Raw genomic sequence first — 21,932 nt, forward strand, 5'->3', positions numbered from 1 at the left:
TCGACGGCGCCCCTTCACTCACGCACCTGCGCCTCTTGACTCACGCCGGCGCCTCTTCGCTCACGCACTCACGCGTACGCGGCGATGTCCTTGACCACGGCGAAGCCGAGCCCGTACGCACTCATGCCCCTGCCGTACGCGCCCAGATGAACACCCGCCGACGTGGAGCCGGCCAGCACCCACCCGAACTCGGACTCCCGGTAGTGGAACGGCGTGGGCACCCCGTCCACCGGCAGCGACAGCGTCGACCAGTCCGGCCCGTCGAGGTCGTCCGCCAGCACCCACGCCGTCTCCGTCTGCTGCTCCAGCCAGTCGTCGCGTAGCGCGTGGTCCATCTGGCCGGGCCAGGTGAAGGACAGCAGCCCGACGCCCGCCAGCCAGGCCGCCGAGGAGACCGAGGTGGCCTCCAGCACCCCCGTGCCGTCCGGACTGCGACGGACGGGATGGGACGCAAGGGTCACCACGACGGCGAACTTCTCCTTGGCGTCCAGCTCGCCCCCGGCCGCGTACTCGCTGCGCACCGAGGGTTCGTCACCATGGCCGATCGAACCGTGTTCCACGGCCCCGTCGGCCGCCGTTGCGACCTGCATCAGCCAGCGCGGTCCCGTGAACGCCTCGTCGAGGCCGTACCACGGGAAGGGCGCACGCAGGTAGCCGTCGACCGTACGCCGGGCGGAGGGAACGTGTTGTTCGCCCTCCGCGGCCGGCGCCTGCGCGACTGCCCGACTCGTCGTCTCCATGTGCCCGGACGCCTCCTCGCTCTCGTCGAACCGGAGCGGCCCGCCCCCCATCGGGCGGCGTTGCTCGTTCAAGTACGGTCCGCACAACAACTTGGCAGCATAGCCACACCGCTCGGAGCAGCAGGGAAACCGCCCGGCGCGTGGGGCGCCCGGGCGCCCGGTTCAGGCCGTACACAGCCCGTGCGGAGTATGAAACGCGTCACGCGCGCCGGGCGTACGCCCGTCCCCGTGCGGGCGAGGGAGACCGCCGTGCGGGTCAGGTGGCGTCCGGGTCGAAGGCCGGGCGGTCGTCGCGGGCCGGGGTCTCGGGCTTCTTGGTCATGTCGACCCGCCCGGAGGAGCCCGAGGCGGACGACGGCTCCGTGTCGCGGCCGTGGACGGCGTCCGTGACCTCGGCCATCTCCTTCTTCAGGTCGAAGCCGTTGCGGATCTCCTTGAGCCCCAGGTCGTCGTTGTCCAGCTGCTTGCGGATGAACGTCTTGGGGTTGAGGTCCTCGAACTCGAAGTCCTTGAACTCCGGCCCCAGTTCCTGCCGGATGTCCTGCTTGGCGCTCTCCGAGAACTCACGGATCTTGCGGACCGTGCGCATCACGTCCTGGATGACCTTCGGGAGCTTGTCCGGACCGAAGACGAGCACGGCGAGGACGATGATCGTCACCAGCTCGAGCGGTCCTATGTCATTGAACACCTGAAGCTCCTTGCGATGTCCGCGGTCCTCGGCCCTCGGTGGTCTGTGCGGGTCTTGCCGTGGTCCGGGCCGGCTCCACGGTACCCGGCCATCCCGTACGACCGGTACTGTCCCGTGGCCTCCGAGTGCCTCGATGCGAGCGCTTTCCCGATTGTTTGCCTTCCTGGTCCAAGGTGGGTCGGGGCGCGGGGCGGTCCGCGTGCCCGGCTGTGAGGCCCCTGTGCGTCTCAGTCGCCGCCGGAGGAGCCGAGCCGCAAAGAGACCTTCCGTTCGGCGCCGTCGCGTCGCAGGGTCAGTTCCAGACGGTCGCCGGGGCGGTGGGCGCGGGTCTTGACGATGAGTTCCTCGCCGGAGTGGACGCGCCGTCCGTCGACCTCGGTGATGACGTCGCCCGGCCTGATGCCCGCCCTGGCGCCGGGGCCGCCCGGGGTGACCGGGGGTCCGCCGTCGCTGCCCTTGGTGCCGACGCGGGCGCCGTCGCCGGTGTAGTCCATGTCGAGGGTGATACCGATCACGGGGTGGGTGGCCCTGCCGGTGTTGATCAGTTCCTCGGCGACGCGCTTGCCCTGGTTGATCGGTATCGCGAACCCCAGGCCTATGGAACCGGACTGACCGCCCTCCGGGTCGGAGCCGGTGTCGGCGGAGCGGATGGCGGAGTTGATGCCGACGACGCGGCCCCTGGAGTCGAGCAGGGGCCCGCCGGAGTTGCCCGGGTTGATGGGCGCGTCGGTCTGCAGCGCGTCGACGTACGACACATCGCTTCCATCGCCCTTCTCGCCCCCGGCCGTGATGGGCCGCTCCTTGGCGCTGATGATGCCGGAGGTGACGGTGCCCGCCAGGTCGAAGGGTGCGCCGATGGCGACGACGGGGTCGCCGACCTGCACGTTCTCAGAGTTGCCGAGCGGCAGCGGGGACAGCCCGCGCACCCCCTTGACCCGCACGACGGCGAGGTCGTAGCCGCTGTCCCGGCCGACGAGGGTGCCCTTGGCGGTGTCTCCGCTGTTGAAGGTCACGGTGATCTCACCGCCGGTCCCTGCGGGCTCCACGACGTGGTTGTTGGTGAGGATGTGGCCGCGTGTGTCCAGGAGGAATCCGGTGCCGGTGCCCTGCTCGTCGGAACCGCTCACATGCAGGGTGACCACGCTGGGCAGGGCCCGGGCGGCGATCCCCGCGACACTGCCCGGAGCCCGCCCGGCGGGTTCCTTCCCGGCCTGCGGCAGTTCGACGGTCCCCACACCGCCGTTGCGCTCCAGATACGCGCCCGCGACGCCACCGACGCCCCCGGACACGACCGCGAGCAGCACGGCTCCGACGAGCAGCGCCTTCCTGGCCCGCCTGCGCCGCTGCTCCGGCGTGGCGACGGCGGCCCCGTTCTGCTGCAGGGGACCACCGGCCGCCTGCGCCGCCCAGGGGTCGTAGCGCTGCCACGGGTTCAAAGCGGTGGGCGTGGGGGGCGGGGCGTCGGCGTAGGGGGGCGGGGTGGGCGCGCCCGGAGGGTGGGGCGCTGCGGGGGTGGCGGGAGCGGGTGCGCCGGATGCGTGGGCCGGCGGGGTGGCTGGGGGCGGGCCGGACGGGGAGGCCGCGGGGGTGGGGGCGGGCGGGGTGGGCACGGCAGCCGCCGGGGCCGCGGTGGGTGCGGCGGTGGTGGGGGCCGCGGCTTGTGTGCCGGGCGTGGGGGCCTGCAGGCCATGCGGCGGCGTCGCCAGGGCCGGCGCCCCGGCAGTCGGCGCCGCAGCAGGCGTACCGGGCGGGCCCGGCACGGGCGCCGCAGGTGCCGGAGCCGGCGTCGCCGTGCCGTGCGTGGGTGTGACCGCCGGGTGCTGGACGGGAGGCGCCGGCGCCCAGGGGCCGGGTTCGCCGTACGGCGGGGTGTTGTACGGGTCCGGGTCGTGCAGGGGCTTCACACGCTCGGCGTCGACAGCCGGCGCGGCGGCTACGGCCTCTGCGCCGACCGGCGTGGTCACCGTGACGGGCGTGGCCGACGTGGCCCCAGGGGTCTGACCGGTGCCGGGAGCCGCCGAGGAGTCTTTCGATGCGGCGTCGCCGTCGGCCGCGACGGGCCGCTCCAACTCGTAGTCGCCGTCGCCGCCCCGAGGCACCAGGGGCCGCGCCAGCTCGTAGTCACCGTCGTCGCCGTCGACCGGGCGAGCAGCCACCCCGGGTGGTTCCAGCCGGAAGTCCCCGCTCGGCTCCGCCTCGGCAGCCCCGGGCGCCGCCTCCTGGGCACCCGTCGCCCCGCTCGGACCCGGCACGCCGGTCTCGCCCGGCACCGTCTCGGCGGACCCCGGCGCAGCCCCTTCCGGCTCCCCTGGAGCGTCCTGCGTGCGAGGACGGCTCCACCACTTCGCCTTCGTGGGCTTCCCCTCGTTCATGCTCTCCCCACAGCTGGCCGTGGCACGGCGCGTCGGCGGTGCCCGCGGCAGTCGACTCGGCACCCGACCGACCGCCTGGCCGTGGGCGCATCCCCGGATTCAATCAGGTTCGCGCGCCGGTGCGCAGAGTGCGGTCAGGGAGCCGGGTGCGAGGACGCGGAGGGAGAGGGCGGCGAGGCCGGGCCGGGGGCCGTCGCGTCGAGCAGGTGGGGGCCGGGGAGCCCTGACGCGGCGGACCACGCGGTCAGCACGAGCGGCGGTGTCGCGGTGAGCGGACGTATCAGGGGGGACACGGCGGCGGCGCCCGCGACGACCGGTGTGGTGAGGGTGTGCAGCACGCCCTGGTCATGCGGTGCCACGGGGGCCGGAATCGGCGCGGGTACGCCGGGCAGCAGCGGGGCGGAGACCTCGGTCGGGGCGACCGGGGTGTGGCCGAGCATGCCCTGGCCCTGCGCCTGTCCGAGCAACGGCCCCACGCCACGGCGCCGCTGATTCTCGGGTGCCGCCGCGGCTCCGGTGCCCTGCGTGCGCATCGGCGTGACGTTGCTCCCGGTTCCGGAGCCACCGCGCGCCTCCGTGTCGGTCGGCATGCCGGCGGTGACCCCACCGAGCGCGACCGCGGCCAGCGACACCGCCCCGGCGGCCACGAACGCGAACCGCAGCCGCGGCGAGGACCTGTCCGTCTCGTGGCGGCCGACGTCGTGGATACGAAAGCCCCGGTGGGCCGACGCGGCCGAGGACGGCAGCACGGGAGCGTGCCGGCGGGTGGGGGCGTAGTCGAACTCGAAACGCTCGCCCCGCTTCACGCCGAAGACTCCCGAGGCTCCGGACTGCCCGAGGCGCCCGGACAGTCCCCCGGGGAGTCCTCCCCCGCCCAGCGGCGTGCCCCCGCCGTCCGGGTCACCTCCCGCGGGAAGGCCCTGGAGACGGGCCAGCAGGCTCGCGGAGGGCGGCGGAGGAGCCGCCTCCGCGAAGACGTTCTTCAGCCGGCGCTGCGCGTCCACCTCCGCCTTGCACTTCGCGCAGGTGGCCACATGCGCCAGCACGCGCTCACGCGCGTCATGACCGAGCTCTCCGTCCACCAGGGCGGAGAGTCGGTCTCCCAGGTGCTGTTCCGCGAGGTGTCCCTCGGATTCGGGCCGTGAACCGCTCACGCGCTCGCGCCCCCTCCTCCCAGTGCGGGAACACGGGGCACGAAGGAGCGGCGCTCGGCGCGCGCCTCCGGTGAGCGGTGCGCGAGGGCCTTGCGCAGCTGGGAGCGCCCGCGGTGGATCCGGGACCGGACCGTGCCGAGCTTCACGCCGAGGGTCGCGGCGATCTCCTCGTACGACAGTCCCTCGATGTCGCACAGGACGACGGCGGCGCGGAACTCGGGCGCGAGGGTGTCGAGGGCCTGCTGGACGTCCGCGTCGAAGTGGGCGTCGTTGAAGACCTGCTGGGGCGTGGGCTCCTTGCTGGGCAGCCGCTCGGCCGCGTCCTCGCCGAGCGCGTCGAAACGGATGCGCTGCTTGCGGCGGACCATGTCCAGGAAGAGGTTGGTGGTGATGCGGTGCAGCCAGCCCTCGAAGGTACCCGGCGTGTACGTCGACAGGGAGCGGAAGACGCGGACGAAGACCTCCTGGGTGAGGTCCTCGGCGTCGTGCTGGTTGCCGGTGAGACGGTAGGCGAGCCGGTAGACGCGGCCGCTGTGCGTGCTGACGATCTCCTCCCACGTGGGCGGAGTCCACGCCTGCCCGTCCGCGTCGGTGGAGAAGGTCGCGGTCTGGGCGCGGCCGACGGCGGAGCCGGCGGCGTGGCTGTGGTCAGCAGCGGTGTCGTTCACGGATTTCGGCCTGCCCGCCGATCCGAGGAAGCGCCGCAGCACTCCTCCGCGATCCTCGGGCGCGGCCGCACCTCCCCTGTCAGCTCTGGTGGTGTCCAGTGGAGCCCCTACCATAGCCACCTCGCCCGTTAGCACCGGATAAGCGGTTTTACGAGAATTTGATCTGGGCTGCCACGGCTCGTACGGCTGCGTCAGCACTTGCTCGGCGTCCCGATCCATCCGCTGCCCCCCGTCACGACCCGTGCCGCTTGCTCACCCCTTCAAACGACCGGTCCCATCTGCGGGTTCCCGCCACCAACGGATACAGTCACGCCCAGGCAACCACGGGGACAGGAGAGGGTCATTACCGGCAACCGGCAGACGAGCTGGGCGTTCGCCGACGCCTATGTCGCCGAGGACGAAGCGCTGCGCTGGGCCCGCGACCGGGCCCGTGAGGCAGGGCTGCGCTCGGTGTCGCCCGGCACGGGCGCCGCGCTGCGGTTGCTGGCCGCCTCCGTGGACGCCAAGGCGGTCGCCGAGATCGGTACCGGCTGCGGGGTCTCCGGTATCCACCTGCTGCACGGCATGCGGCCGGACGGCGTGCTGACCACCGTGGACCCGGAACCGGAGCACCAGCAGTTCGCCCGCCAGGCCTTCCGCGCCTCCGGCTTCGCCAGCAACCGGGCCCGCTTCATCCCCGGCCGCGCCCTGGAGGTCCTGCCCCGCCTCGCGGACGCCGGCTACGACCTGGTCTTCTGCGACGGCGACCGCCAGGAGTACCTCGACTATCTCGCTGAATCGTTGCGTCTTCTGCGGCCCGGCGGGCTGGTCGCCTTCGAGGGCGTCTTCGCGAACGGCCGGACCGTCGACTCCGGTCCGCAGCCCACGGAGGTGCTGCGGCTGCGGGAGCTGCTGCGCACCGTGCGCGAGACCCAGGAGCTGGTGCCGTCGCTGCTGCCGGTGGGCGACGGGCTGCTGTGCGCGGTGAAACGGTAGCCGACGGTGACCGAGCCGGTCGACGCCCCGAAAACAACCGCCCCGGCACCACTGGGATGCCGGGGCAGCTGAAAGGGTATGGTCGCTTGCGCGTCAGCCGACGACCTTCTTGAGGGCGTCGCCGAGGGCGTCGGCCTCGTCCGGGGTCAGCTCGACGACGAGCCGACCGCCGCCTTCGAGCGGAACGCGCATGACGATGCCCCGCCCCTCCTTGGTCACCTCGAGCGGGCCATCGCCCGTCCGCGGCTTCATGGCCGCCATGCTCGTTCCCCTTCCTGAAACCCAGCTCATCGTCAAAGCCGACGACCCACGAAGGGCACGCGCGGTCCTGTCAGCAGGACACGCGTCACCGGCATCGAACACATTGCTTCCAGGCCATTATCCCGCATCTCACGACCCGATGACCAACATCAGTCGGCATCGCTTGGGCAACGCACGCGAGCAAAACCACTCAATTCGGCGATGTGACTGCGATACTGCGCCACCACGCACACGTCCACCGAACGGAAACGCACCGGAATTCTTTGACGCAGGTCACACGCACCCTCCGGTCCACCGCCGGTGATCTCCGTCATGCTGTCCTCCAGACCCGGGACGTACCGGACGGTACGTCCCCGAGCCGCGACACGGAGGGGATACGCCATGGCCGACACCGTGCTCTACGAGGTGAGCGACGGACTGGCGACGATCACGCTGAACCGCCCGGAGGCGATGAACGCGCTGAACATCGAGACCAAGGTCGCCCTCCGGGACGCGGCCCGGTCCGCGGCGGACGACGACGCCGTGCGGGCCGTGCTGCTCACCGCCGCCGGCGACCGGGCGTTCTGCGTCGGGCAGGACCTCAAGGAGCACATCGGGCTGCTGGCCTCCGACCGGGAGACCGGCTCGGGGCAGACCATGAGCACCGTACGCGAGCACTACAACCCGATCGTGCGGGCGCTGGCCGGGGCGGCGAAGCCGGTCGTCGCCGCCGTGAACGGCGTCGCCGCCGGGGCGGGCCTGGGCTTCGCGCTGGCGGCGGACTACCGGATCGTGGCGGACACGGCCGCGTTCAACACCTCCTTCGCGGGGGTGGCGCTGACCGCCGACTCGGGCATCTCCTGGACCCTGCCGCGCGTGGTGGGGCCCGGCCGCGCCACCGACCTGCTGCTCTTCCCGCGCAGCATCGGCGCGCAGGAAGCGTACGAGCTGGGCATCGCGAACCGGGTCGTACCGGCGGCGGAGCTGCGCGCGGAGGCCGAGAAGGTGGCGCGGGCGCTGGCCTCCGGGCCGACGGTGGCGTACGCGGCGCTGAAGGAGGCGGTGGCGTACGGGCTGACGCACTCCTTGGAGGAGACGCTGGAGAAGGAGGACGAGCTGCAGACGCGGGCGGGGTCCTCCGAGGACCACGCGATCGCGGTGCAGGCCTTCGTCGACAAGGAGAAGCCGAGGTACCTGGGCCGCTGACCGTCCCGGACGGCGTCAGGCGCGACGCGCGACACAGGTGCGGAGGTGGTCGTCGACCAGTCCGCAGGCCTGCATCAGCGCGTACGCCGTCGTCGGGCCGACGAAGCGCAGTCCGCGCTTCTTCAGGGCCTTGGACAGGGCCGTCGACTCCGGGGTGACCGCGGGCACGTCGGCCAGGGTCGCCGGGGCCGGGCGGGCGGCGGGATCGGGGGCGTACGACCAGATCAGCCCGTCCAGCTCGCCCGGCGCCCACTCGGCCAGCAGGCGGGCGTTGGCAAGCGTCGCGTCGACTTTGGCGCGGTTGCGGATGATGCCGGGATCGGCCAGCAGCCGCTCGCGGTCCTCGTCCGTGAAGGCCGCCACGGCCGCGATCTTGAAGTCGGCGAAGGCGGCGCGGAAGCCGGGACGTCGGCGCAGGATCGTGATCCAGGACAGGCCGGACTGGAACGCCTCCAGGCTGAGGCGTTCGAAGAGGGCGTCGTCGCCGTGGACCGGACGGCCCCACTCCTCGTCGTGGTACGCCACGTACTCGGCGGCGGACAGCGCCCAGGGGCAGCGCAGCGCGCCGTCCGGGCCCGCGAGGGCGGCACCGTCGCTCACGGCCGGTCCTCCCGCTCCCGGTCGGGCTTGTCCATCGAGAGGTGGGCCGCGGCGGCGCGCGCGCCCGCCAGGGCGGACTCCAGGTCGGCGATGCGGGCGTCACGCTCGGCGAGCTCGGCGCCCAGACGGCTCAGGGCGTCGTCGACGTCCGCCATGCGGTAGCCGCGGGCGGCGAGGGGGAAGCGCAGGCGCTCCACGTCGGCGCGGCCCACGGGGCGGTCGGGCGGCAGCGGGTCCCGCAGTCGCTCGGGGGCGGCCTCGGGCAGCGGGCCGTTCTCGCCGCCGCCCACCACGGCGAGCGTCACCGCGGCGACCACGACGGCGAGCGCGACGACGAGGAACAAGAACATAACCATCGCTGGGTCCCCACGGTCGGTGCCGGCGCGCCTGGGCGCCGACGCGGATGTCTCGAGTCGGATGTGTCAGGCTCCGATCGTGCCATGCGACGCTGACAGTTAGGGTCGCAGGCGGCCGGAGACCGGGGCGTATCCCGGGACGTACCGGGACGCACAACGAGAGGTCACAGGGGATGCTCAGGCTGGGCAGACGGGAATTCGAGCCGCACGAGCCGGTCATCATGGCGATCGTGAACCGGACCCCGGACTCCTTCTACGACCGGGGCGCGACCTTCCGTGACGAGCCGGCCCTGGCGCGGGTGGAGCAGGCGGTGGCCGAGGGTGCCGCGATCATCGACGTCGGCGGTGTGAAGGCCGGTCCCGGCGAGGAGGTGACCGCCGAGGAGGAGGCGCGGCGGACGGTCGGGTTCGTGGCGGAGGTGCGCCGGCGTTTCCCGGACGTCGTGATCAGTGTGGACACCTGGCGGGCCGAGGTCGGGGAGGCCGTGTGCGAGGCGGGGGCCGACCTGCTGAACGACGCGTGGGGCGGGGTCGATCCGCGGCTCGCGGAGGTCGCCGCACGCCACGGCGTGGGACTGGTCTGCACCCACGCGGGCGGCGCCGAGCCGCGGACGCGCCCGCACCGGGTCGAGTACGACGACGTCATGGCCGACATCCTCGAGGTGACGGTCGGCCTGGCCGAGCGGGCGCTGGCGCTGGGCGTGCCGAGGGAGTCGATCCTCATCGACCCCGGGCACGACTTCGGGAAGAACACCCGGCACAGCCTGGAGGCGACGCGGCGGCTGGACGAGATGGTCACCACGGGGTGGCCGGTCCTGGTGTCCCTGTCCAACAAGGACTTCGTGGGCGAGACACTGGACAAGCCCGTCAAGGAGCGGTTGCTGGGGACGCTGGCGACGACCGCGGTGTCGGCGTGGCTCGGGGCGCGGGTGTACCGGGTGCACGAGGTGGCCGAGACTCGGCAGGTGCTGGAGATGGTCTCGGCGATCGCCGGGCACCGGGCGCCGGCCGTCGCGAGGCGGGGGCTGGCCTAGGGCCTGTCGTTCGGCGGCTCCCCCGCCTCGCGCCCCTGCTACCGGCCCGCCTCCTTCGACACCAGCGCGACCGCCTCGTCCACGTCGTCGGTGACGTGGAACAGCAGCAGGTCGTGCTCCGACGCCTTGCCCTGGCCGATCACCGTGTCCCGGAGCCAGTCGACCAGGCCGCCCCAGTACGCGGTGCCGAACAGCACGATGGGGAAGCGGGTGACCTTCTGGGTCTGGACCAGGGTGAGGGCCTCGAAGAGTTCGTCGAGGGTGCCGAGGCCGCCGGGCAGCACCACGAAGCCCTGCGCGTACTTGACGAACATCATCTTGCGGACGAAGAAGTAGCGGAAGTTGAGCCCGATGTCGACGTACGGGTTCAGCCCCTGCTCGAAGGGCAGCTCGATGCCCAGGCCGACCGAGATGCCGCTGGCCTCGCAGGCGCCCTTGTTCGCGGCCTCCATGGCGCCCGGGCCGCCGCCCGTGATCACCGCGAAGCCCGCGTCCACCAGGCCGCGGCCCAGGCGGACACCGGCCTCGTACTCGGCCGAGTCCCTCGGCGTACGGGCCGAGCCGAAGACGCTGATCGCGGGAGGGAGTTCGGCCAGCGTGCCGAAGCCCTCGATGAACTCCGACTGGATGCGCAGCACGCGCCAGGGGTCCGTGTGGACCCAGTCCGACGGCCCGCCGGCGTCCAGCAGGCGCTGGTCCGTCGTGCTCGCGGTCACCTGGCTCCGCCGCCGGAGGACCGGGCCCAGGCGCTGTTCCTCCGGCGGCTGCTTCTTCCCCTCGGGGTTGCCGGTAGCCATGTGCGCTCCCTCCGCTAGCAGTGGTTCCACCTCAGCGTAGATCTACGCGGGTTACGAACGAGGGACCTCAGCATGTCCGCGATGAAGCGCCGTAAACACGCATGGTCACTCGACGCGCTTCACGAGGTCAGCCACGCCCTCAGGCGCTCCTCCCCCGCCAGGACCTTCGCCACCTCCACGCGCTCGTCCCGCTTGTGCGCCAAGTGCGGGTTGCCGGGGCCGTAGTTGACGGCCGGGATGCCCAGCGCGGAGAAGCGTGAGACGTCCGTCCAGCCGTACTTGGGCTGCGGGGTGCCGCCGACCGCCTCGATGAACGCCGCCGCGGCCGGGTGGGACAGGCCCGGAAGCGCGCCCGGGCTCTGGTCCACGACCTCGAACTCCGCCACCCCGCAGTCCGCGAAGACCTCGCGGACGTGCTCCACCGCCTCTTCCGGCGTACGGTCCGGCGCGTAGCGGAAGTTGACCGTCACGACGCATTCGTCCGGGATCACGTTGCCCGCCACGCCGCCCGTGACGCCGACCGCGTTCAGGCCCTCCCGGTACTCCAGGCCGTCGATCACCGGGTAGCGCGGTTCGTACGACGCCAGGCGCGCCAGGATGGGGGCCGCCGCGTGGATCGCGTTCGAGCCCATCCAGCCGCGCGCCGAGTGGGCCCGCTCGCCCTTGGTCTTCAGCAGCACCCGCAGCGTGCCCTGGCAGCCGCCCTCGACCTGGCCGTCCGACGGTTCCAGCAGCACCGCGAAGTCACCGTGCAGCCACTCCGGGTGCGCCTCGGCGACGTGCTTGAGTCCGTTGAGCTCCGCGGCGACCTCCTCGTTGTCGTAGAAGACGAAGGTCAGGTCACGGTTCGGGGCGGGGACGGTGGCCGCGATGCGCAGCTGCACGGCCACGCCCGCCTTCATGTCGCAGGTGCCGCAGCCCCACAGCACGCCGTCCTCGTCCAGCCGCGAGGGGACGTTGTCCGCGATCGGGACCGTGTCGATGTGCCCGGCGAGGATCACCCGCTCCGCGCGGCCCAGCTCGGTGCGGGCCACGACGTTGTTGCCGTGGCGGTCGACCCTGAGGTGGGGCAGCGCGCGCAGCGCGGTCTCGATCGCGTCCGCGAGCGGCTTCTCGGTGCCGCTGACGGAGGGGAAGTCGACGAGCTGCGCGGTCAGCCGCGCCGCGTCCAGCGTGAGGTCAAGCGGGGTATCGGCCATGCCGTCGACCCTAACGCGCCAGGGCCGCCCACATTGTCCACACCCGGCTCAAGGACCCCGCTACTCTCCAGTACCTTGTTGTGCGTGCCAGAGCCGTCCCCCTCTTCCCAGCGTCGCGGCCGCCTCTTCCGTTTCGGGGCGGCCCTCATGGTCCTGCTCGCGGTCGCCGGTTACCTCGCGGTGCAGTACGTCACCGGAGGCACGGGCGGGCCGGGCTGCAAGGTCGTCTCCGGCAAGGGAGACGGCGCGACGTACGAGTTCACGCCCGAGCAGGCGGTCAACGCGGCGACGATCACCGCCGTGGGCACGGCGCGCGGCCTGCCGGAGCGGGCCGTCACCATAGCCCTGGCGACCGCCCTGCAGGAGTCGGGCCTGCGCAACATCGACTACGGCGACCGTGACTCGCTGGGCCTGTTCCAGCAGCGGCCCTCACAGGGCTGGGGCACGCCGAAGGAGATCATGGACCCGGCCTACGCGGCCGAGAAGTTCTACGAGCACCTGGTCAAGGTGCCCGGCTACACGCGGCTGCCCCTCACCGTGGCCGCGCAGCGCGTGCAGCGCAGCGGCTTCCCGCAGGCCTACGCCAAGCACGAGCCGGACGCCACGCTGCTCGCCGCCGCCCTCACCGGGCGCTCGGCGGCCACGCTGACCTGCGCGGGTCGTCCGGCCGCGACCCGGGCGGCGGGTCCGGACGCGATCCGGGCCGCGCTCGTGCGGGACTTCGGGCGCGATGTGGTGGAGCCGGCCGGCGCGCAGGTGAGCGGCGCGGGCGTGAGGGGCGCGGCAGCCACGCCGACGCCCACCGCGAGCGGTCCGGGCGGGTCCGACGGCCGTACCGTGCTGCTGCCCGTCACCGCCGACACCGGTGCCGCCACCGGGCGCAGCCTGCGGCAGCGCGGCTGGCAGCTGGCGCACTGGGCGGTCGCCAACGCCTCCGAGCTGCACATCGCACGGGTCTCGTACGCGGGGCGGGAGTGGACCGCAGGGAACACCGACAGCCAGTGGCGGCCGGCCGAGGGCGACCAGGCCGCGGGTGCGGAGCGGGACGGGGGCGGGGAGCAGGACGCGGGCACGGTCCGGATCGTGACCGCGCAGTAGTACGGGAATGCACTCGCGAGAGGTACACCGGGCACATGTCGGCGACGGTGCGCTCGGCCTTTTCGCCTTCTCGCCCACGAGCCGTGAAAACCCTTGGGAACACACTGCTGTAAGGATTCGGCCGACTTTCGCGCCGGGCGCGCTTTTGCCCGTCTTTATCCACAACCGATAATGCGACGCATTGCCAACTCTTTACGTTGGCCCGCCGCAACCTTCGGGGGTTTCGAGCGGTAGTCACTGCGTCCGAGCCCGCACGATCAACAGCCAGTCGGTCAACTGCCGGGCCCGGGTGGACCATTCACCGTTCTCTCCCGTCGAAGGAGCACCATGTCCCTCCCCCTGACCCGCCGGATCGCCCGTGCCGCGCTGATCGTCGCTGCGGGGGCGGCCGCCGGGGTCGGTGCGGCCGGCTCCGCCAGCGCGGCCCCCGAGCTGCCGGCCGCCCCCACCCTCGGTGGGCTGACCGCCCTGGACGGCGCGGACGCCGCCACCACGGTCGACGGCGCGTCGCAGGGCGTCACCGAGTCCGTGGGCGACACCGGCGGCAAGACGGTCAAGCAGGCGGTCCCGACCGCGGGCAAGGCCGGCGGCAAGACGGTCAAGAAGACCACGCCCGTCGCTCAGAAGGCGGCCGGTGACACGGCCGGCTCGGCCGGCGAGCTCCTCGGGGACACCACCGGGACGGCGACCGAGGGTGGGCTGCCGACGGACTCCCTCACCAAGGGTGGGGTGCCGGCCGCGGACACGCTGCCGCTGGGCTGAGCAGGCTCGACCGACGGACGGGGTCCAGGGGTTTCCTGGGCCCCGTCGTCGTGCGGGCGGCGTGTCGGCAGGGGCCGGGGCCCGTCAGCCGGGTGCTCGGCGCCGCGGGCCGTGCACCCGTCCGCCCCGGCGGACGACCGCCCACGGCGGTCGGTGCCGGTACGGGCGCGCTACTGTCCGAGCCGTTCCACCGCTGCCCGCACCCGCTCGTCCGTCGCCGTCAGCGCCACCCGTACGAACCGCTCGCCCGCCGGGCCGTAGAAGTCTCCCGGAGCGACCAGGATGCCGCGCTCGGCGAGGTGGGCCACCGTGTCCCAGCAGGACTCGTCCCTCGTGGCCCACAGGTACAGGCTGGCCTCGCTGTGCTCGATGCGGAAGCCGTGGCCGAGCAGGGCCGCGCGCAGGGCCGCGCGGCGGGCCGCGTACCGCTCGCGCTGCTCACGGACGTGGGCGTCGTCGCCGAGGGCCGCCACGACCGCCGCCTGGGTCGGGGCGGACGTCATCATGCCGCCGTGCTTGCGGATCTCCAGCAGGGGGCCGAGGACGGCCGGGTCACCGGCGAGGAAGGCGGCGCGGTAGCCCGCGAGGTTGGAGCGCTTGGAGAGGGAGTGGACGGCGACCAGGCCCTCGTACGAGCCGCCGTTGACGTCCGGGTGCAGGACCGAGACCGGGTCGGCCTCCCAGCCCAGCTCGATGTAGCACTCGTCGGAGAAGACCAGGACGCCGTGGGAACGGGCCCAGGCGACGATCCGGGTCAGTTCCTCCTTGGACAGCACCCTGCCCGTCGGGTTGGACGGGGAGTTCAGCCACAGCAGCTTCAGCCCCCGGGGGTCCAGCTCGGTCGGGTCGTCGTAGACCTCGTACTCCGCGCGGGCCAGACGGGCGCCGACCTCGTACGTCGGGTAGGCGAGGCGGGGGTGGGCGACCTTGTCGCCGGGGCCGAGGCCCAGCTGGGTGGGGAGCCAGGCGACCAGCTCCTTGGAGCCGACGACCGGCAGGACGTGGCGGTGGGTGACGTCGCGGGCGCCGAGGCGGCGCCGCACCCAGCCGGTGAGCGCGTCCCGCAGTTCCGGGGTGCCCCAGACCGTCGGATAGCCCGGGGAGTCCGCCGCGTCGATCAGGGCCTTCTGGATCAGCTCGGGGACCGGGTCGACGGGCGTGCCGACGGACAGGTCGACGATGCCGTCCGGATGCGCGGCGGCCGTCTTCTTGTAGGGCTCCAGCTTGTCCCAGGGGAAGGTGGGCAGCCGGTCGGAGACTGCGGACACGGGTTCTCGCTCACTTTCTGGTACGGCAAACGCCTCGGTCCCGTACGACGATCGAGGTGACCGGGACGATCACGCGATCAGGCCGTACGGGACCGAGGCGGCACGACGTGCGGGCCGCTTCGGGATTACTCGCCCTGCGGCGGCAGCGCGGCGACGAACGGGTGGTCGCGCTCGATCAGCCCCAGCTTGCTGGCGCCGCCGGGCGAGCCGAGCTCGTCGAAGAACTCGACGTTCGCCTTGTAGTAGTCCTTCCACTCCTCCGGCACGTCGTCCTCGTAGAAGATGGCCTCGACCGGGCAGACCGGTTCGCAGGCCCCGCAGTCGACGCATTCGTCCGGGTGGATGTACAAGGACCGCTGGCCCTCGTAGATGCAGTCGACCGGGCACTCCTCGATGCACGCCTTGTCCTTGACGTCGACACAAGGCTGCGCGATGACGTAGGTCACGCTGTCGTTCCTCCTCGATAGGGCGCTGGCGGGCCTCCTCAGGCTCCGCCGCCTGGCGCGCGGGAGCGCGGCGTCGTCGATGCCCGCCCCTAGTATCTCCGTTCCTGGGCATGATCCGAACAGGAGGGGTGAACTGACCTGTGGAAATCTCTGCCGCCGGGCGCCTCGAGGTCCGTATCACCGCTGCTGACGTGGGCAAACGGGTTTCGGTACGGAGCTTGACCGAGCATGGCACGCCGGGTGAGAAGTTCACCGATACGGTCGGCGTTCTCACATCATGGGACAACGGTGTGCTGCTGATCACACGGAAGGGCGGCCAGAGCGTCCGCATCGCGGAATCCGCGCTGGTCGCGGGCAAGGTGGTGCCGTCGGCCCCGGCACGCCGCCGCGGCCCGGCCGCCTCGTACGAGGAGCTGGCCCGGGTGGCGGCGCGGGCGTGGCGGCCCGTGGAGAGCGAGCGGCTCGGCGAGTGGGAGCTGCGCGCCGCGGCCGGGTTCACGCGGCGCGCCAACTCGGTGCTGCCGCTCGGCGACCCGGGCGTGCCGCTCGACGAGGCGCTGAGCGTCGTACGGCGCTGGTACGGCGAGCGCGGTCTGCCCGCCTACGTCCAGACCGCGACCGGCGCCGAGGGCACGCAGGAAACCCTGTGCGCGGAGCTGGAGCGGCGCGGCTGGGTGCGGGAGGTGAGCGCCGAGCTGTGGATCGGGGCGGCGGCGCCGCTCGCGGACCGGGGTGAGCCGTCGCGGGTCGTGCTGTCCCGGCAGGCCGACGCGGGGTGGCTGGCGCGGTACCAGCGCAAGGGTGTGAGCGAGGTGGCGCTGCGGGTGCTGGGGAGCGGGCCGTCGGTGTGGTTCGCGACGGTGCCCGGCCCGGTGGAGGGGGCGGCTCCGGCCGCGATCGGGCGGTGCGTGGTCGACGGGCGGTGGGCCGGGTTCGCCGCCGTCGAGGTCGATCCGGCGCTGCGGCGGCAGGGGCTCGGCACGGCTGTGATGGCCGCGCTGGCCCGGCAGGCCCTGGAGGAGGGCGCCTCGGCGGCGTGGCTCCAGGTCGAGACGGACAACGCCGCGGCGCGGGAGCTGTACGCCGGGATGGGTTTCGTCCCGCACCACGCGTACCACCACTACCGCGCGCCCGCGGCACCGGAGCCGGCCTGACGTGCCGGACGCAATCCGCCTGACGTACTGATCGCCGTGAGAGGGCACGAGCCTGCTATGCGTCCCCCCTATCCCCCACCGCCCGAACGGTCCGCCGAGGTGCGGCGGCGGTTCGCCGAAGAGGCCCGGTCCGAACGGCCCGATCTGTCGCTGCTGTGCCTGCTGGCGGCCGCCGAGGCGGACGGAGCGCTGGACGAGGCGGGCCTGGACGCCGCGCAGGTCGAACTGGACCGGCTGGCCGGACTGCTGCCGTACCGGCCCGGCGGGCCGCGCGCCTGGGCGGAGGCGCTGCGGGAGCTGCTGGGTGAGCGGTGCGGTTTCCACGGCACCCCGGCCGACTACCGGCGTGTGGAGTCCTCGCTGCTGCACGAGGTGCTGCGGCGGCGGCGCGGACTGCCGATCCTGCTGTCGGTGGTGTGGATGGAGGTGGCCCGGCGGGCCGGGGCTCCGGTGTACGGGGTGGCTCTTCCGGGGCACTTCGTGGTGGGGTTCGGCGCGGCGGAGGAGCAGGTGCTGGCCGATCCGTTCGACGGTGGGCGGGTGCTGACGGGGGCCGACGCCGAGTTGCTGGTCGTGGGGGCGACGGGGGCGCCGTTGGATCCGTCGATGCTGGCGCCCGCGGCGCCCGTGGAGGTCGTACTGCGGATCCTGAACAACATCCGGGCGTGGGCCGCGGCACGGCCGGAGCGGTCGGATGTGGCGCTGCGGGCCGTCGATCTGTCGCTGCTGCTGCCGTCACGTCCGGCACGGCTGCGGTACGAGCGGGCGCAGCTCCTGGTCCAGCGCGGAGACTTCGTGGGCGGGGCCACGGAGCTGGAGGCGTACGCCGAGGTGGTGGCGGCGGTCGACGAACCGGCCGCGGAACGGGTACGGGGGCAGGCCCGGGCGGCCCGGGCCATGCTCAACTAGGCGCCCGCCCGGCGTTCGGGACCGGCGAAGTGGCCCGCTCCCCCGCGCGTACGGCGTGCGGAGCGGGCCGTTCGGCTACGACGGATCGGTCGGGATGGTCACGACGCGCTCGGCGGGGGTCTTGCCCCGCAGCGCCTTGCCGAGGGCCGATGCCACGTCCTGCGGGCTGACCGGCTTCTTGCTGCCGTCGCCCTTGGTGATCAGGACACCGTCGAAGGCGCCGCCGTAGAGCTCTTCGAGAACCTTCAGGTCGTAGTGCTCGACCAGCTTGCCGCCCACCGGGCGCACGCTGAGGAACTTGTAGATCGAGCGCTCCGGGCTGAACCGCACCACGCCGTCACCCGCACGCACCGTGACCAGGCCCGACATCGCCGGCTCGGCGAACGTGCCCATCATCCGGTCGACCTCGGAGTTCGGGATCGTCGGCTGCTGGGTGGTCGTCGGGACGGTCACCGCGGCGGACGAGCCGGTCTCCACCTGGGTGCGGTAGGCCTCCTCGACCGTCTCGGTCGCCCTCTTGACGTCGATGCCCTTGCCGGCCTTGCCGTAGACGGGGACGGCCTTGCCGGGCTGGAACTTGATGGTGCCCTCGGTGACCGAGCCGGAGCCACCGGCCGCGTTCCGCAGGGCGGCGTGCAGCTTCTCCTCGTCGACGGGCATGTCCGGAGCGACCACACGGTGGTTGCCGAAAAGGGAGCCGACCACCGACACCGGGTTGTAGTCGCTCTTCGCGGCGGCGTCGACCGTGGACTGCGTGTCGAACTGGAGCCCCGCCTGTTCCGGTTCGAGCGAGACGGTCCTGCCGCCGACCGACAGCTTCAGCGGCTTGTCGACCCGGCCGTCGAAGGCGTCGTTGAGCTTCTTGACGGCCTCGTCGCGGGTGCTGCCGCCGATGTCGACGCCGAGCACGGTGGTGCCCTTGGGCACGTCGGTGCGGTTCATCAGCAGGCCGGCGCCGTAGACGCCACCGGCGACGACGACCAGGCCGACGCCGAACAGCACGAGCTTGTTGCGCCCCTTCTTCTTGGGCGGCTTCGAGGAACTCGCCGGGGGCGGCGAAGCGGGCTCGGGCAGCTTGGGAGGCGTGTGGGTCAGCGGGCCGTCCGCGGAATCACCCGGGCCGAACGGCGTGCCGCCGGACGGTACGACCGGGATGCCGCTGGTGACGGTGTGCCCGGAGACGTTGTCGTGACGGGGGCCGTAGCCGGGGCCGTCCGGTTCGGGGACCGGCTTCTGCGGGGTGAGGATCGCGGTGTCGTCGCTCATGCCGCCGCCGGGCGCGTGGTGGCCCGGACCGCCGGGTCCTGCGGTGGGAGCGCCGGGAACCGTGCCCGGGACACCGGGGCCACCGGGTCGGCCGGGCTCGTCGTAGGCGCCGGGGCCACCGGGTCGCCCGGGCTCGTCATAACCGCCGGGAGCGCCCGGCCGGCCGGGCTCGTCGTATCCAGGCGGCCCGGCGGGACCGCCGGCGCGGCCAGGACCACCGTGACCGCCGGGCCGGCCCGGCTCGTCGAAGGGGACCGGGCCACCGGGACCGCCGACCATCGGCCGTGCCAGCGGGGCGTCGCCGGTGACCGGGCCGGTCGTCGGGCCGGCCGGACCGCGCTGCGGGCCGCCGTGCTCGTGGAGGCCGTTCGCATTGCCCCGACCGCCGTAATCCGCCTGCCCCTCGTGGCCGTTGTGGCCGTCGAGGGCGCCGCGCGTGTTGTGCGCGTCGGGTCCGCCGCCCGCGTCATCCGAGAAGTACGGCAGGTCGTCGCGGCGCGTCTCGCCGCCGCCCGTGCCCGTGCGGGAGCCGTTGCCCAGCGAACCCGCCGCGAGCGCCTCGGTCACGTCGAAGGAGCCCGTGCCGCCGCCGTGCCCTGGCGCGACGGGGCCGCCGGTCGGGCCGCCGGGTCGGGAGGCACCCCCGGCGCTGCCCGGCCGGGAGCCGCCCGGCACGCTCATGGAGCCGACCACGCCTCCGGGACGCCCGGCCCCCGGCCGCGTGCCACCGGCCGCATGGGAACCGGCACCGGACGCACCCGCGCCCGGGCCCACGGGGCCCGTACCGGCACCGGACGTGCCCGAACCACCGGACATTGCGGCCCCGTTGCTGGAACCGCCGCTCTGAGGGCCCTTGGCGCCCGAGGACTTGCGTGGCGCGAACCAGTCGCTGGGCGCCTTCTCCTCGGCGGGCCGGTCCGACTGGACGGGCTCGGCGGGAGGTTCGACGGTGCCCGTGGACGTCGTGGCACCCGGCGAGGGCGCCTCCGCTTCGGTGCCGGAGCCGTTGGCGGCCTCGGTGTCCGCGACGGGCTTGCGCACCACGACCGGCGGAATCGGCCGCGAACCGGGGATGTTGATCCGGATGCGGGTCGTCAGCGTGGTCTCGGTCTTGCGTTCCTCCGGCCGCGTGCCCGAACGGCCCGCGTCCGTACCGGCGCCGGAAGCCGTCGGAGTCCCGTAGGGCGGCGTACCCGACGGGTAAGCGGCTCCGCCGCGCCCGTCGGGCCCGGAGGACGGCGTGTCAGTTTCACGACTCAAGGCAGGTTCTCCCGGTTGGCTCCGCCGCCCCACACGACCTCACGCGGGCAGCTCGGCGGCGCGCACCACCATACTGGCCACTTCTCACCCGTATTCCACGACCGCTGGGGAAACCCACACCGGACCCGCACGCGCACGCTGTGGCGAAGTGGTACGTCACTTGCCAAGTCGGACGGGTCGGCCGTCCGGTTGCCGCCCCGGTGCGAGGGTGGCGCACATCACAGCGACGGCCATGCCGCCGAGCAGGAACAGATACGAGCCGCCGCCCGCCGCGAAGACGAAGTCCCCTTCGGGACGGCTGGCGGTGAGCACGATGACGGCGAGCATCCAGCCGCCGGCGGGCGCGACGGCCCCGGCCCGGCTGCGGGCTGCGCGGGCCGCGCCCAGACAGAGCCCGGCCTCGCCCGCGAGGGCGAGCAGCAGCCCGCCCGGGAACCACGCGGGCTGCACCAGCGCCCCGGCCACTCCCACGACCGCACCGAGCAGGAACAGCCCCAGGTAGGCGGCGATCCGTCCCGCGGAGGGCGGCCGCAGCGGCTGTGCGAGCATCGAGGCGGTCCGGTCGCTCATGACGCCTCCCCGCCGCCGGCACCGCCGATACCGAGGCCCAGACCGGCGAAGAGGTCGCTCTCCCGCACGCCGGAGCCGCGTTCCCCGCGCACCAGCTCGTAGTACTCGGTGGTGAAGATCGGCTGCGCGAGCTCGTTGGAGAGCACGAAGTAGGGCTCGGAGACCGTGATCTGCGTGGCGTGGGCGCGCATCGCGTCGGCCTTGGCGGCACTGTGCGCGGTGCCGTCGATCTCGGTGGTGATCCGGTCGTCGTCGACGACGCCGGGTACGTCGTCGATCGTGGCCGTCTTGGTGAAGGGGAGGCCGGGCAGGTCCTGCTGGAGGCGGGCGAAGGACCGTTCGGCGACGGAACGCGGGACGCGGTTCCAGTAGATCTTGGCGATGCCGCAGCCCGCCTCGTCGGCGAGTTCGGCGGCGCGCATGGCCACGCGGTGGGCCTGGATGTGGTCGGGGTGGCCGTAGCCGCCGTCGTCGTCGTAGGTGACGAGGACCTGGGGGCGCACCTCGCGGATCACGTCCAGGAGCCGCCGGGCCGCCTCTTCGACGTCGGCCTGCCAGAAGCAGGCGGGGTCGTCGTTGTCGGGCAGGCCCATCATCCCGGAGTCCGCGTAGCGTCCCGGGCCGCCGAGCAGGCGGTGGTCCCGGACGCCGAGCGCGCGCATCGCGGCGGTGAGCTCGCCCTGGCGGTACCGGCCCAGGGCGGCGCCGGTGAGGTGGGCGAGCTCGGGCGGGATGACTTCGCCGCGCTCGCCGAGAGTGCAGGTGACCAGCGTCACATGGGTACCCTCGGCCGCGTACCTGGCCATGGTGGCGCCGTTGTTGATCGACTCGTCGTCCGGGTGCGCGTGCACCAGCAGCAGACGCCGGGCGGGCAGTTCCGTCATGGTCACCACCCTACGAGGCGCCACCGGTGGCGGCCCGCGGCCCGGTCAGAACTTGATGCTGCCGATCATGCCCGCGATGTTCGTCGTCAGCTCGCTGATCGTGGGAGCGACGGTCGAGGAGGCGAGGTAGAACCCGAGCAGCATGCACACGATGGCGTGCCCGGCTTTCAGTCCTGACTTCTTGATGAGCAGGAACACGATGATCGCCAGCAGCACCACCGCCGAAATCGAGAGTGCCACGGCGGCTCACCTCCAAAGATCCCAGGGGCGCGGGGGGTCGGACGAT

Annotated in this window: 24 protein-coding genes; 7 read left to right on the forward strand and 17 right to left on the reverse strand. The window is 73.1% G+C overall.

What is annotated here, in order from left to right; translation table 11 throughout:
* Window positions 1-68 precede the first annotated feature (68 nt).
* The 5 genes from ACFPZJ_RS15930 to sigE form a co-directional block, all read right to left on the reverse strand.
* Complete coding sequence (locus ACFPZJ_RS15930) at window positions 69-740, reverse strand: hypothetical protein (RefSeq protein WP_381021672.1); 672 nt, start codon at window positions 738-740, stop codon at window positions 69-71.
* Window positions 741-996: 256 nt separating this feature from the next.
* Window positions 997-1,428: a sec-independent translocase gene (locus ACFPZJ_RS15935; RefSeq protein ID WP_381021673.1), complete on the reverse strand. Its 432-nt coding sequence runs from the start codon at window positions 1,426-1,428 to the stop codon at window positions 997-999.
* Window positions 1,429-1,655: 227 nt separating this feature from the next.
* Window positions 1,656-3,800: a trypsin-like peptidase domain-containing protein gene (locus ACFPZJ_RS15940; protein ID WP_381021674.1), complete on the reverse strand. Its 2,145-nt coding sequence runs from the start codon at window positions 3,798-3,800 to the stop codon at window positions 1,656-1,658.
* Between the two features lie 134 nt (window positions 3,801-3,934).
* On the reverse strand, window positions 3,935-4,882 hold the full coding sequence (locus ACFPZJ_RS15945) for an anti-sigma factor (RefSeq protein WP_381022134.1): 948 nt from the start codon (window positions 4,880-4,882) through the stop codon (window positions 3,935-3,937).
* 68 nt (window positions 4,883-4,950) lie between these two features.
* Window positions 4,951-5,736, reverse strand: a complete 786-nt coding sequence (gene sigE / locus ACFPZJ_RS15950) for an RNA polymerase sigma factor SigE (RefSeq protein ID WP_381021676.1) — start codon at window positions 5,734-5,736, stop codon at window positions 4,951-4,953.
* A 162-nt stretch (window positions 5,737-5,898) separates the two neighbouring features.
* On the opposite strand from sigE, the gene ACFPZJ_RS15955 reads away from it, so the two are divergent.
* Window positions 5,899-6,597: an O-methyltransferase gene (locus ACFPZJ_RS15955; RefSeq protein ID WP_381022136.1), complete on the forward strand. Its 699-nt coding sequence runs from the start codon at window positions 5,899-5,901 to the stop codon at window positions 6,595-6,597.
* A gap of 93 nt (window positions 6,598-6,690) precedes the next feature.
* On the opposite strand, the gene ACFPZJ_RS15960 is transcribed toward ACFPZJ_RS15955, so the two are convergent.
* Both ACFPZJ_RS15960 and ACFPZJ_RS15965 read right to left on the reverse strand, forming a co-directional pair.
* The gene (locus ACFPZJ_RS15960) at window positions 6,691-6,858 is read right to left on the reverse strand and encodes a DUF3117 domain-containing protein (protein ID WP_003966491.1); all 168 of its coding nucleotides are present in this window, start codon (window positions 6,856-6,858) and stop codon (window positions 6,691-6,693) included.
* A gap of 149 nt (window positions 6,859-7,007) precedes the next feature.
* Complete coding sequence (locus ACFPZJ_RS15965; RefSeq protein ID WP_381021678.1) at window positions 7,008-7,172, reverse strand: hypothetical protein; 165 nt, start codon at window positions 7,170-7,172, stop codon at window positions 7,008-7,010.
* A 67-nt stretch (window positions 7,173-7,239) separates the two neighbouring features.
* Here ACFPZJ_RS15965 and chcB point away from each other — a divergent pair, with 67 nt between their 5' ends.
* Window positions 7,240-8,043 (forward strand): 2-cyclohexenylcarbonyl CoA isomerase, encoded by an 804-nt coding sequence (chcB, locus tag ACFPZJ_RS15970; RefSeq protein WP_381021680.1) that lies wholly within the window; start codon window positions 7,240-7,242, stop codon window positions 8,041-8,043.
* A gap of 15 nt (window positions 8,044-8,058) precedes the next feature.
* Here chcB and ACFPZJ_RS15975 read toward each other — a convergent pair whose 3' ends face one another.
* Both ACFPZJ_RS15975 and ACFPZJ_RS15980 read right to left on the reverse strand, forming a co-directional pair.
* Window positions 8,059-8,643: a DNA-3-methyladenine glycosylase I gene (locus tag ACFPZJ_RS15975; RefSeq protein ID WP_381021682.1), complete on the reverse strand. Its 585-nt coding sequence runs from the start codon at window positions 8,641-8,643 to the stop codon at window positions 8,059-8,061.
* On the reverse strand, window positions 8,640-8,999 hold the full coding sequence (locus ACFPZJ_RS15980; RefSeq protein WP_381021684.1) for a DivIVA domain-containing protein: 360 nt from the start codon (window positions 8,997-8,999) through the stop codon (window positions 8,640-8,642). Before ACFPZJ_RS15980 ends, ACFPZJ_RS15975 begins: the two co-directional genes overlap by 4 nt.
* A 173-nt stretch (window positions 9,000-9,172) precedes the next feature.
* Here ACFPZJ_RS15980 and folP point away from each other — a divergent pair, with 173 nt between their 5' ends.
* The gene (gene folP / locus ACFPZJ_RS15985) at window positions 9,173-10,033 is read left to right on the forward strand and encodes a dihydropteroate synthase (protein ID WP_381021686.1); all 861 of its coding nucleotides are present in this window, start codon (window positions 9,173-9,175) and stop codon (window positions 10,031-10,033) included.
* Window positions 10,034-10,071: 38 nt separating this feature from the next.
* Here folP and ACFPZJ_RS15990 read toward each other — a convergent pair whose 3' ends face one another.
* Both ACFPZJ_RS15990 and dapE read right to left on the reverse strand, forming a co-directional pair.
* Window positions 10,072-10,830 carry an LOG family protein gene (locus tag ACFPZJ_RS15990; protein ID WP_381021687.1) on the reverse strand — a complete coding sequence of 253 codons (759 nt, stop codon included), beginning with the start codon at window positions 10,828-10,830 and terminating at the stop codon, window positions 10,072-10,074.
* Between the two features lie 119 nt (window positions 10,831-10,949).
* Window positions 10,950-12,029 (reverse strand): succinyl-diaminopimelate desuccinylase, encoded by a 1,080-nt coding sequence (gene dapE, locus ACFPZJ_RS15995; RefSeq protein WP_381021689.1) that lies wholly within the window; start codon window positions 12,027-12,029, stop codon window positions 10,950-10,952.
* Window positions 12,030-12,113: 84 nt separating this feature from the next.
* Here dapE and ACFPZJ_RS16000 point away from each other — a divergent pair, with 84 nt between their 5' ends.
* Both ACFPZJ_RS16000 and ACFPZJ_RS16005 read left to right on the forward strand, forming a co-directional pair.
* Window positions 12,114-13,127, forward strand: coding sequence for a VldE C-terminal domain-containing protein (locus ACFPZJ_RS16000; protein WP_381021691.1), 1,014 nt, complete (start codon window positions 12,114-12,116; stop codon window positions 13,125-13,127).
* 327 nt (window positions 13,128-13,454) lie between these two features.
* Window positions 13,455-13,889 carry an ATP-binding protein gene (locus ACFPZJ_RS16005; RefSeq protein ID WP_381021692.1) on the forward strand — a complete coding sequence of 145 codons (435 nt, stop codon included), beginning with the start codon at window positions 13,455-13,457 and terminating at the stop codon, window positions 13,887-13,889.
* 170 nt (window positions 13,890-14,059) lie between these two features.
* On the opposite strand, the gene ACFPZJ_RS16010 is transcribed toward ACFPZJ_RS16005, so the two are convergent.
* Both ACFPZJ_RS16010 and fdxA read right to left on the reverse strand, forming a co-directional pair.
* A complete protein-coding gene (locus ACFPZJ_RS16010; protein ID WP_381021694.1) occupies window positions 14,060-15,157 on the reverse strand; it encodes a bifunctional succinyldiaminopimelate transaminase/glutamate-prephenate aminotransferase in 1,098 nt (365 codons plus the stop codon).
* Window positions 15,158-15,282: 125 nt separating this feature from the next.
* On the reverse strand, window positions 15,283-15,603 hold the full coding sequence (fdxA, locus tag ACFPZJ_RS16015) for a ferredoxin (RefSeq protein WP_014674796.1): 321 nt from the start codon (window positions 15,601-15,603) through the stop codon (window positions 15,283-15,285).
* Window positions 15,604-15,743: 140 nt separating this feature from the next.
* Here fdxA and ACFPZJ_RS16020 point away from each other — a divergent pair, with 140 nt between their 5' ends.
* Together ACFPZJ_RS16020 and ACFPZJ_RS16025 are read left to right on the forward strand one after the other, a co-directional pair.
* Window positions 15,744-16,757, forward strand: a complete 1,014-nt coding sequence (locus tag ACFPZJ_RS16020; RefSeq protein WP_381021696.1) for a GNAT family N-acetyltransferase — start codon at window positions 15,744-15,746, stop codon at window positions 16,755-16,757.
* Between the two features lie 57 nt (window positions 16,758-16,814).
* On the forward strand, window positions 16,815-17,666 hold the full coding sequence (locus ACFPZJ_RS16025; RefSeq protein WP_381021697.1) for a transglutaminase family protein: 852 nt from the start codon (window positions 16,815-16,817) through the stop codon (window positions 17,664-17,666).
* A 75-nt stretch (window positions 17,667-17,741) separates the two neighbouring features.
* Here ACFPZJ_RS16025 and ACFPZJ_RS16030 read toward each other — a convergent pair whose 3' ends face one another.
* The 4 genes from ACFPZJ_RS16030 to ACFPZJ_RS16045 all read right to left on the reverse strand — a co-directional run bounded on the left by ACFPZJ_RS16030 (window position 17,742) and on the right by ACFPZJ_RS16045 (window position 21,886).
* A complete protein-coding gene (locus ACFPZJ_RS16030) occupies window positions 17,742-20,192 on the reverse strand; it encodes a hypothetical protein (protein ID WP_381021699.1) in 2,451 nt (816 codons plus the stop codon).
* A gap of 156 nt (window positions 20,193-20,348) precedes the next feature.
* Window positions 20,349-20,762 (reverse strand): DUF6113 family protein, encoded by a 414-nt coding sequence (locus ACFPZJ_RS16035; protein ID WP_381021700.1) that lies wholly within the window; start codon window positions 20,760-20,762, stop codon window positions 20,349-20,351.
* Window positions 20,759-21,646 (reverse strand): N-acetyl-1-D-myo-inositol-2-amino-2-deoxy-alpha-D-glucopyranoside deacetylase, encoded by an 888-nt coding sequence (gene mshB, locus ACFPZJ_RS16040; protein WP_381021702.1) that lies wholly within the window; start codon window positions 21,644-21,646, stop codon window positions 20,759-20,761. The genes ACFPZJ_RS16035 and mshB overlap by 4 nt, the downstream gene beginning before the upstream one ends.
* Before the next feature lie 45 nt (window positions 21,647-21,691).
* Complete coding sequence (locus ACFPZJ_RS16045) at window positions 21,692-21,886, reverse strand: hypothetical protein (RefSeq protein ID WP_003992731.1); 195 nt, start codon at window positions 21,884-21,886, stop codon at window positions 21,692-21,694.
* Between the last annotated feature and the right edge of the window lie 46 nt (window positions 21,887-21,932).

The organism is Streptomyces bullii (genome assembly GCF_042657145.1).
GTDB classification, from domain to species: domain Bacteria; phylum Actinomycetota; class Actinomycetes; order Streptomycetales; family Streptomycetaceae; genus Streptomyces; species Streptomyces bullii.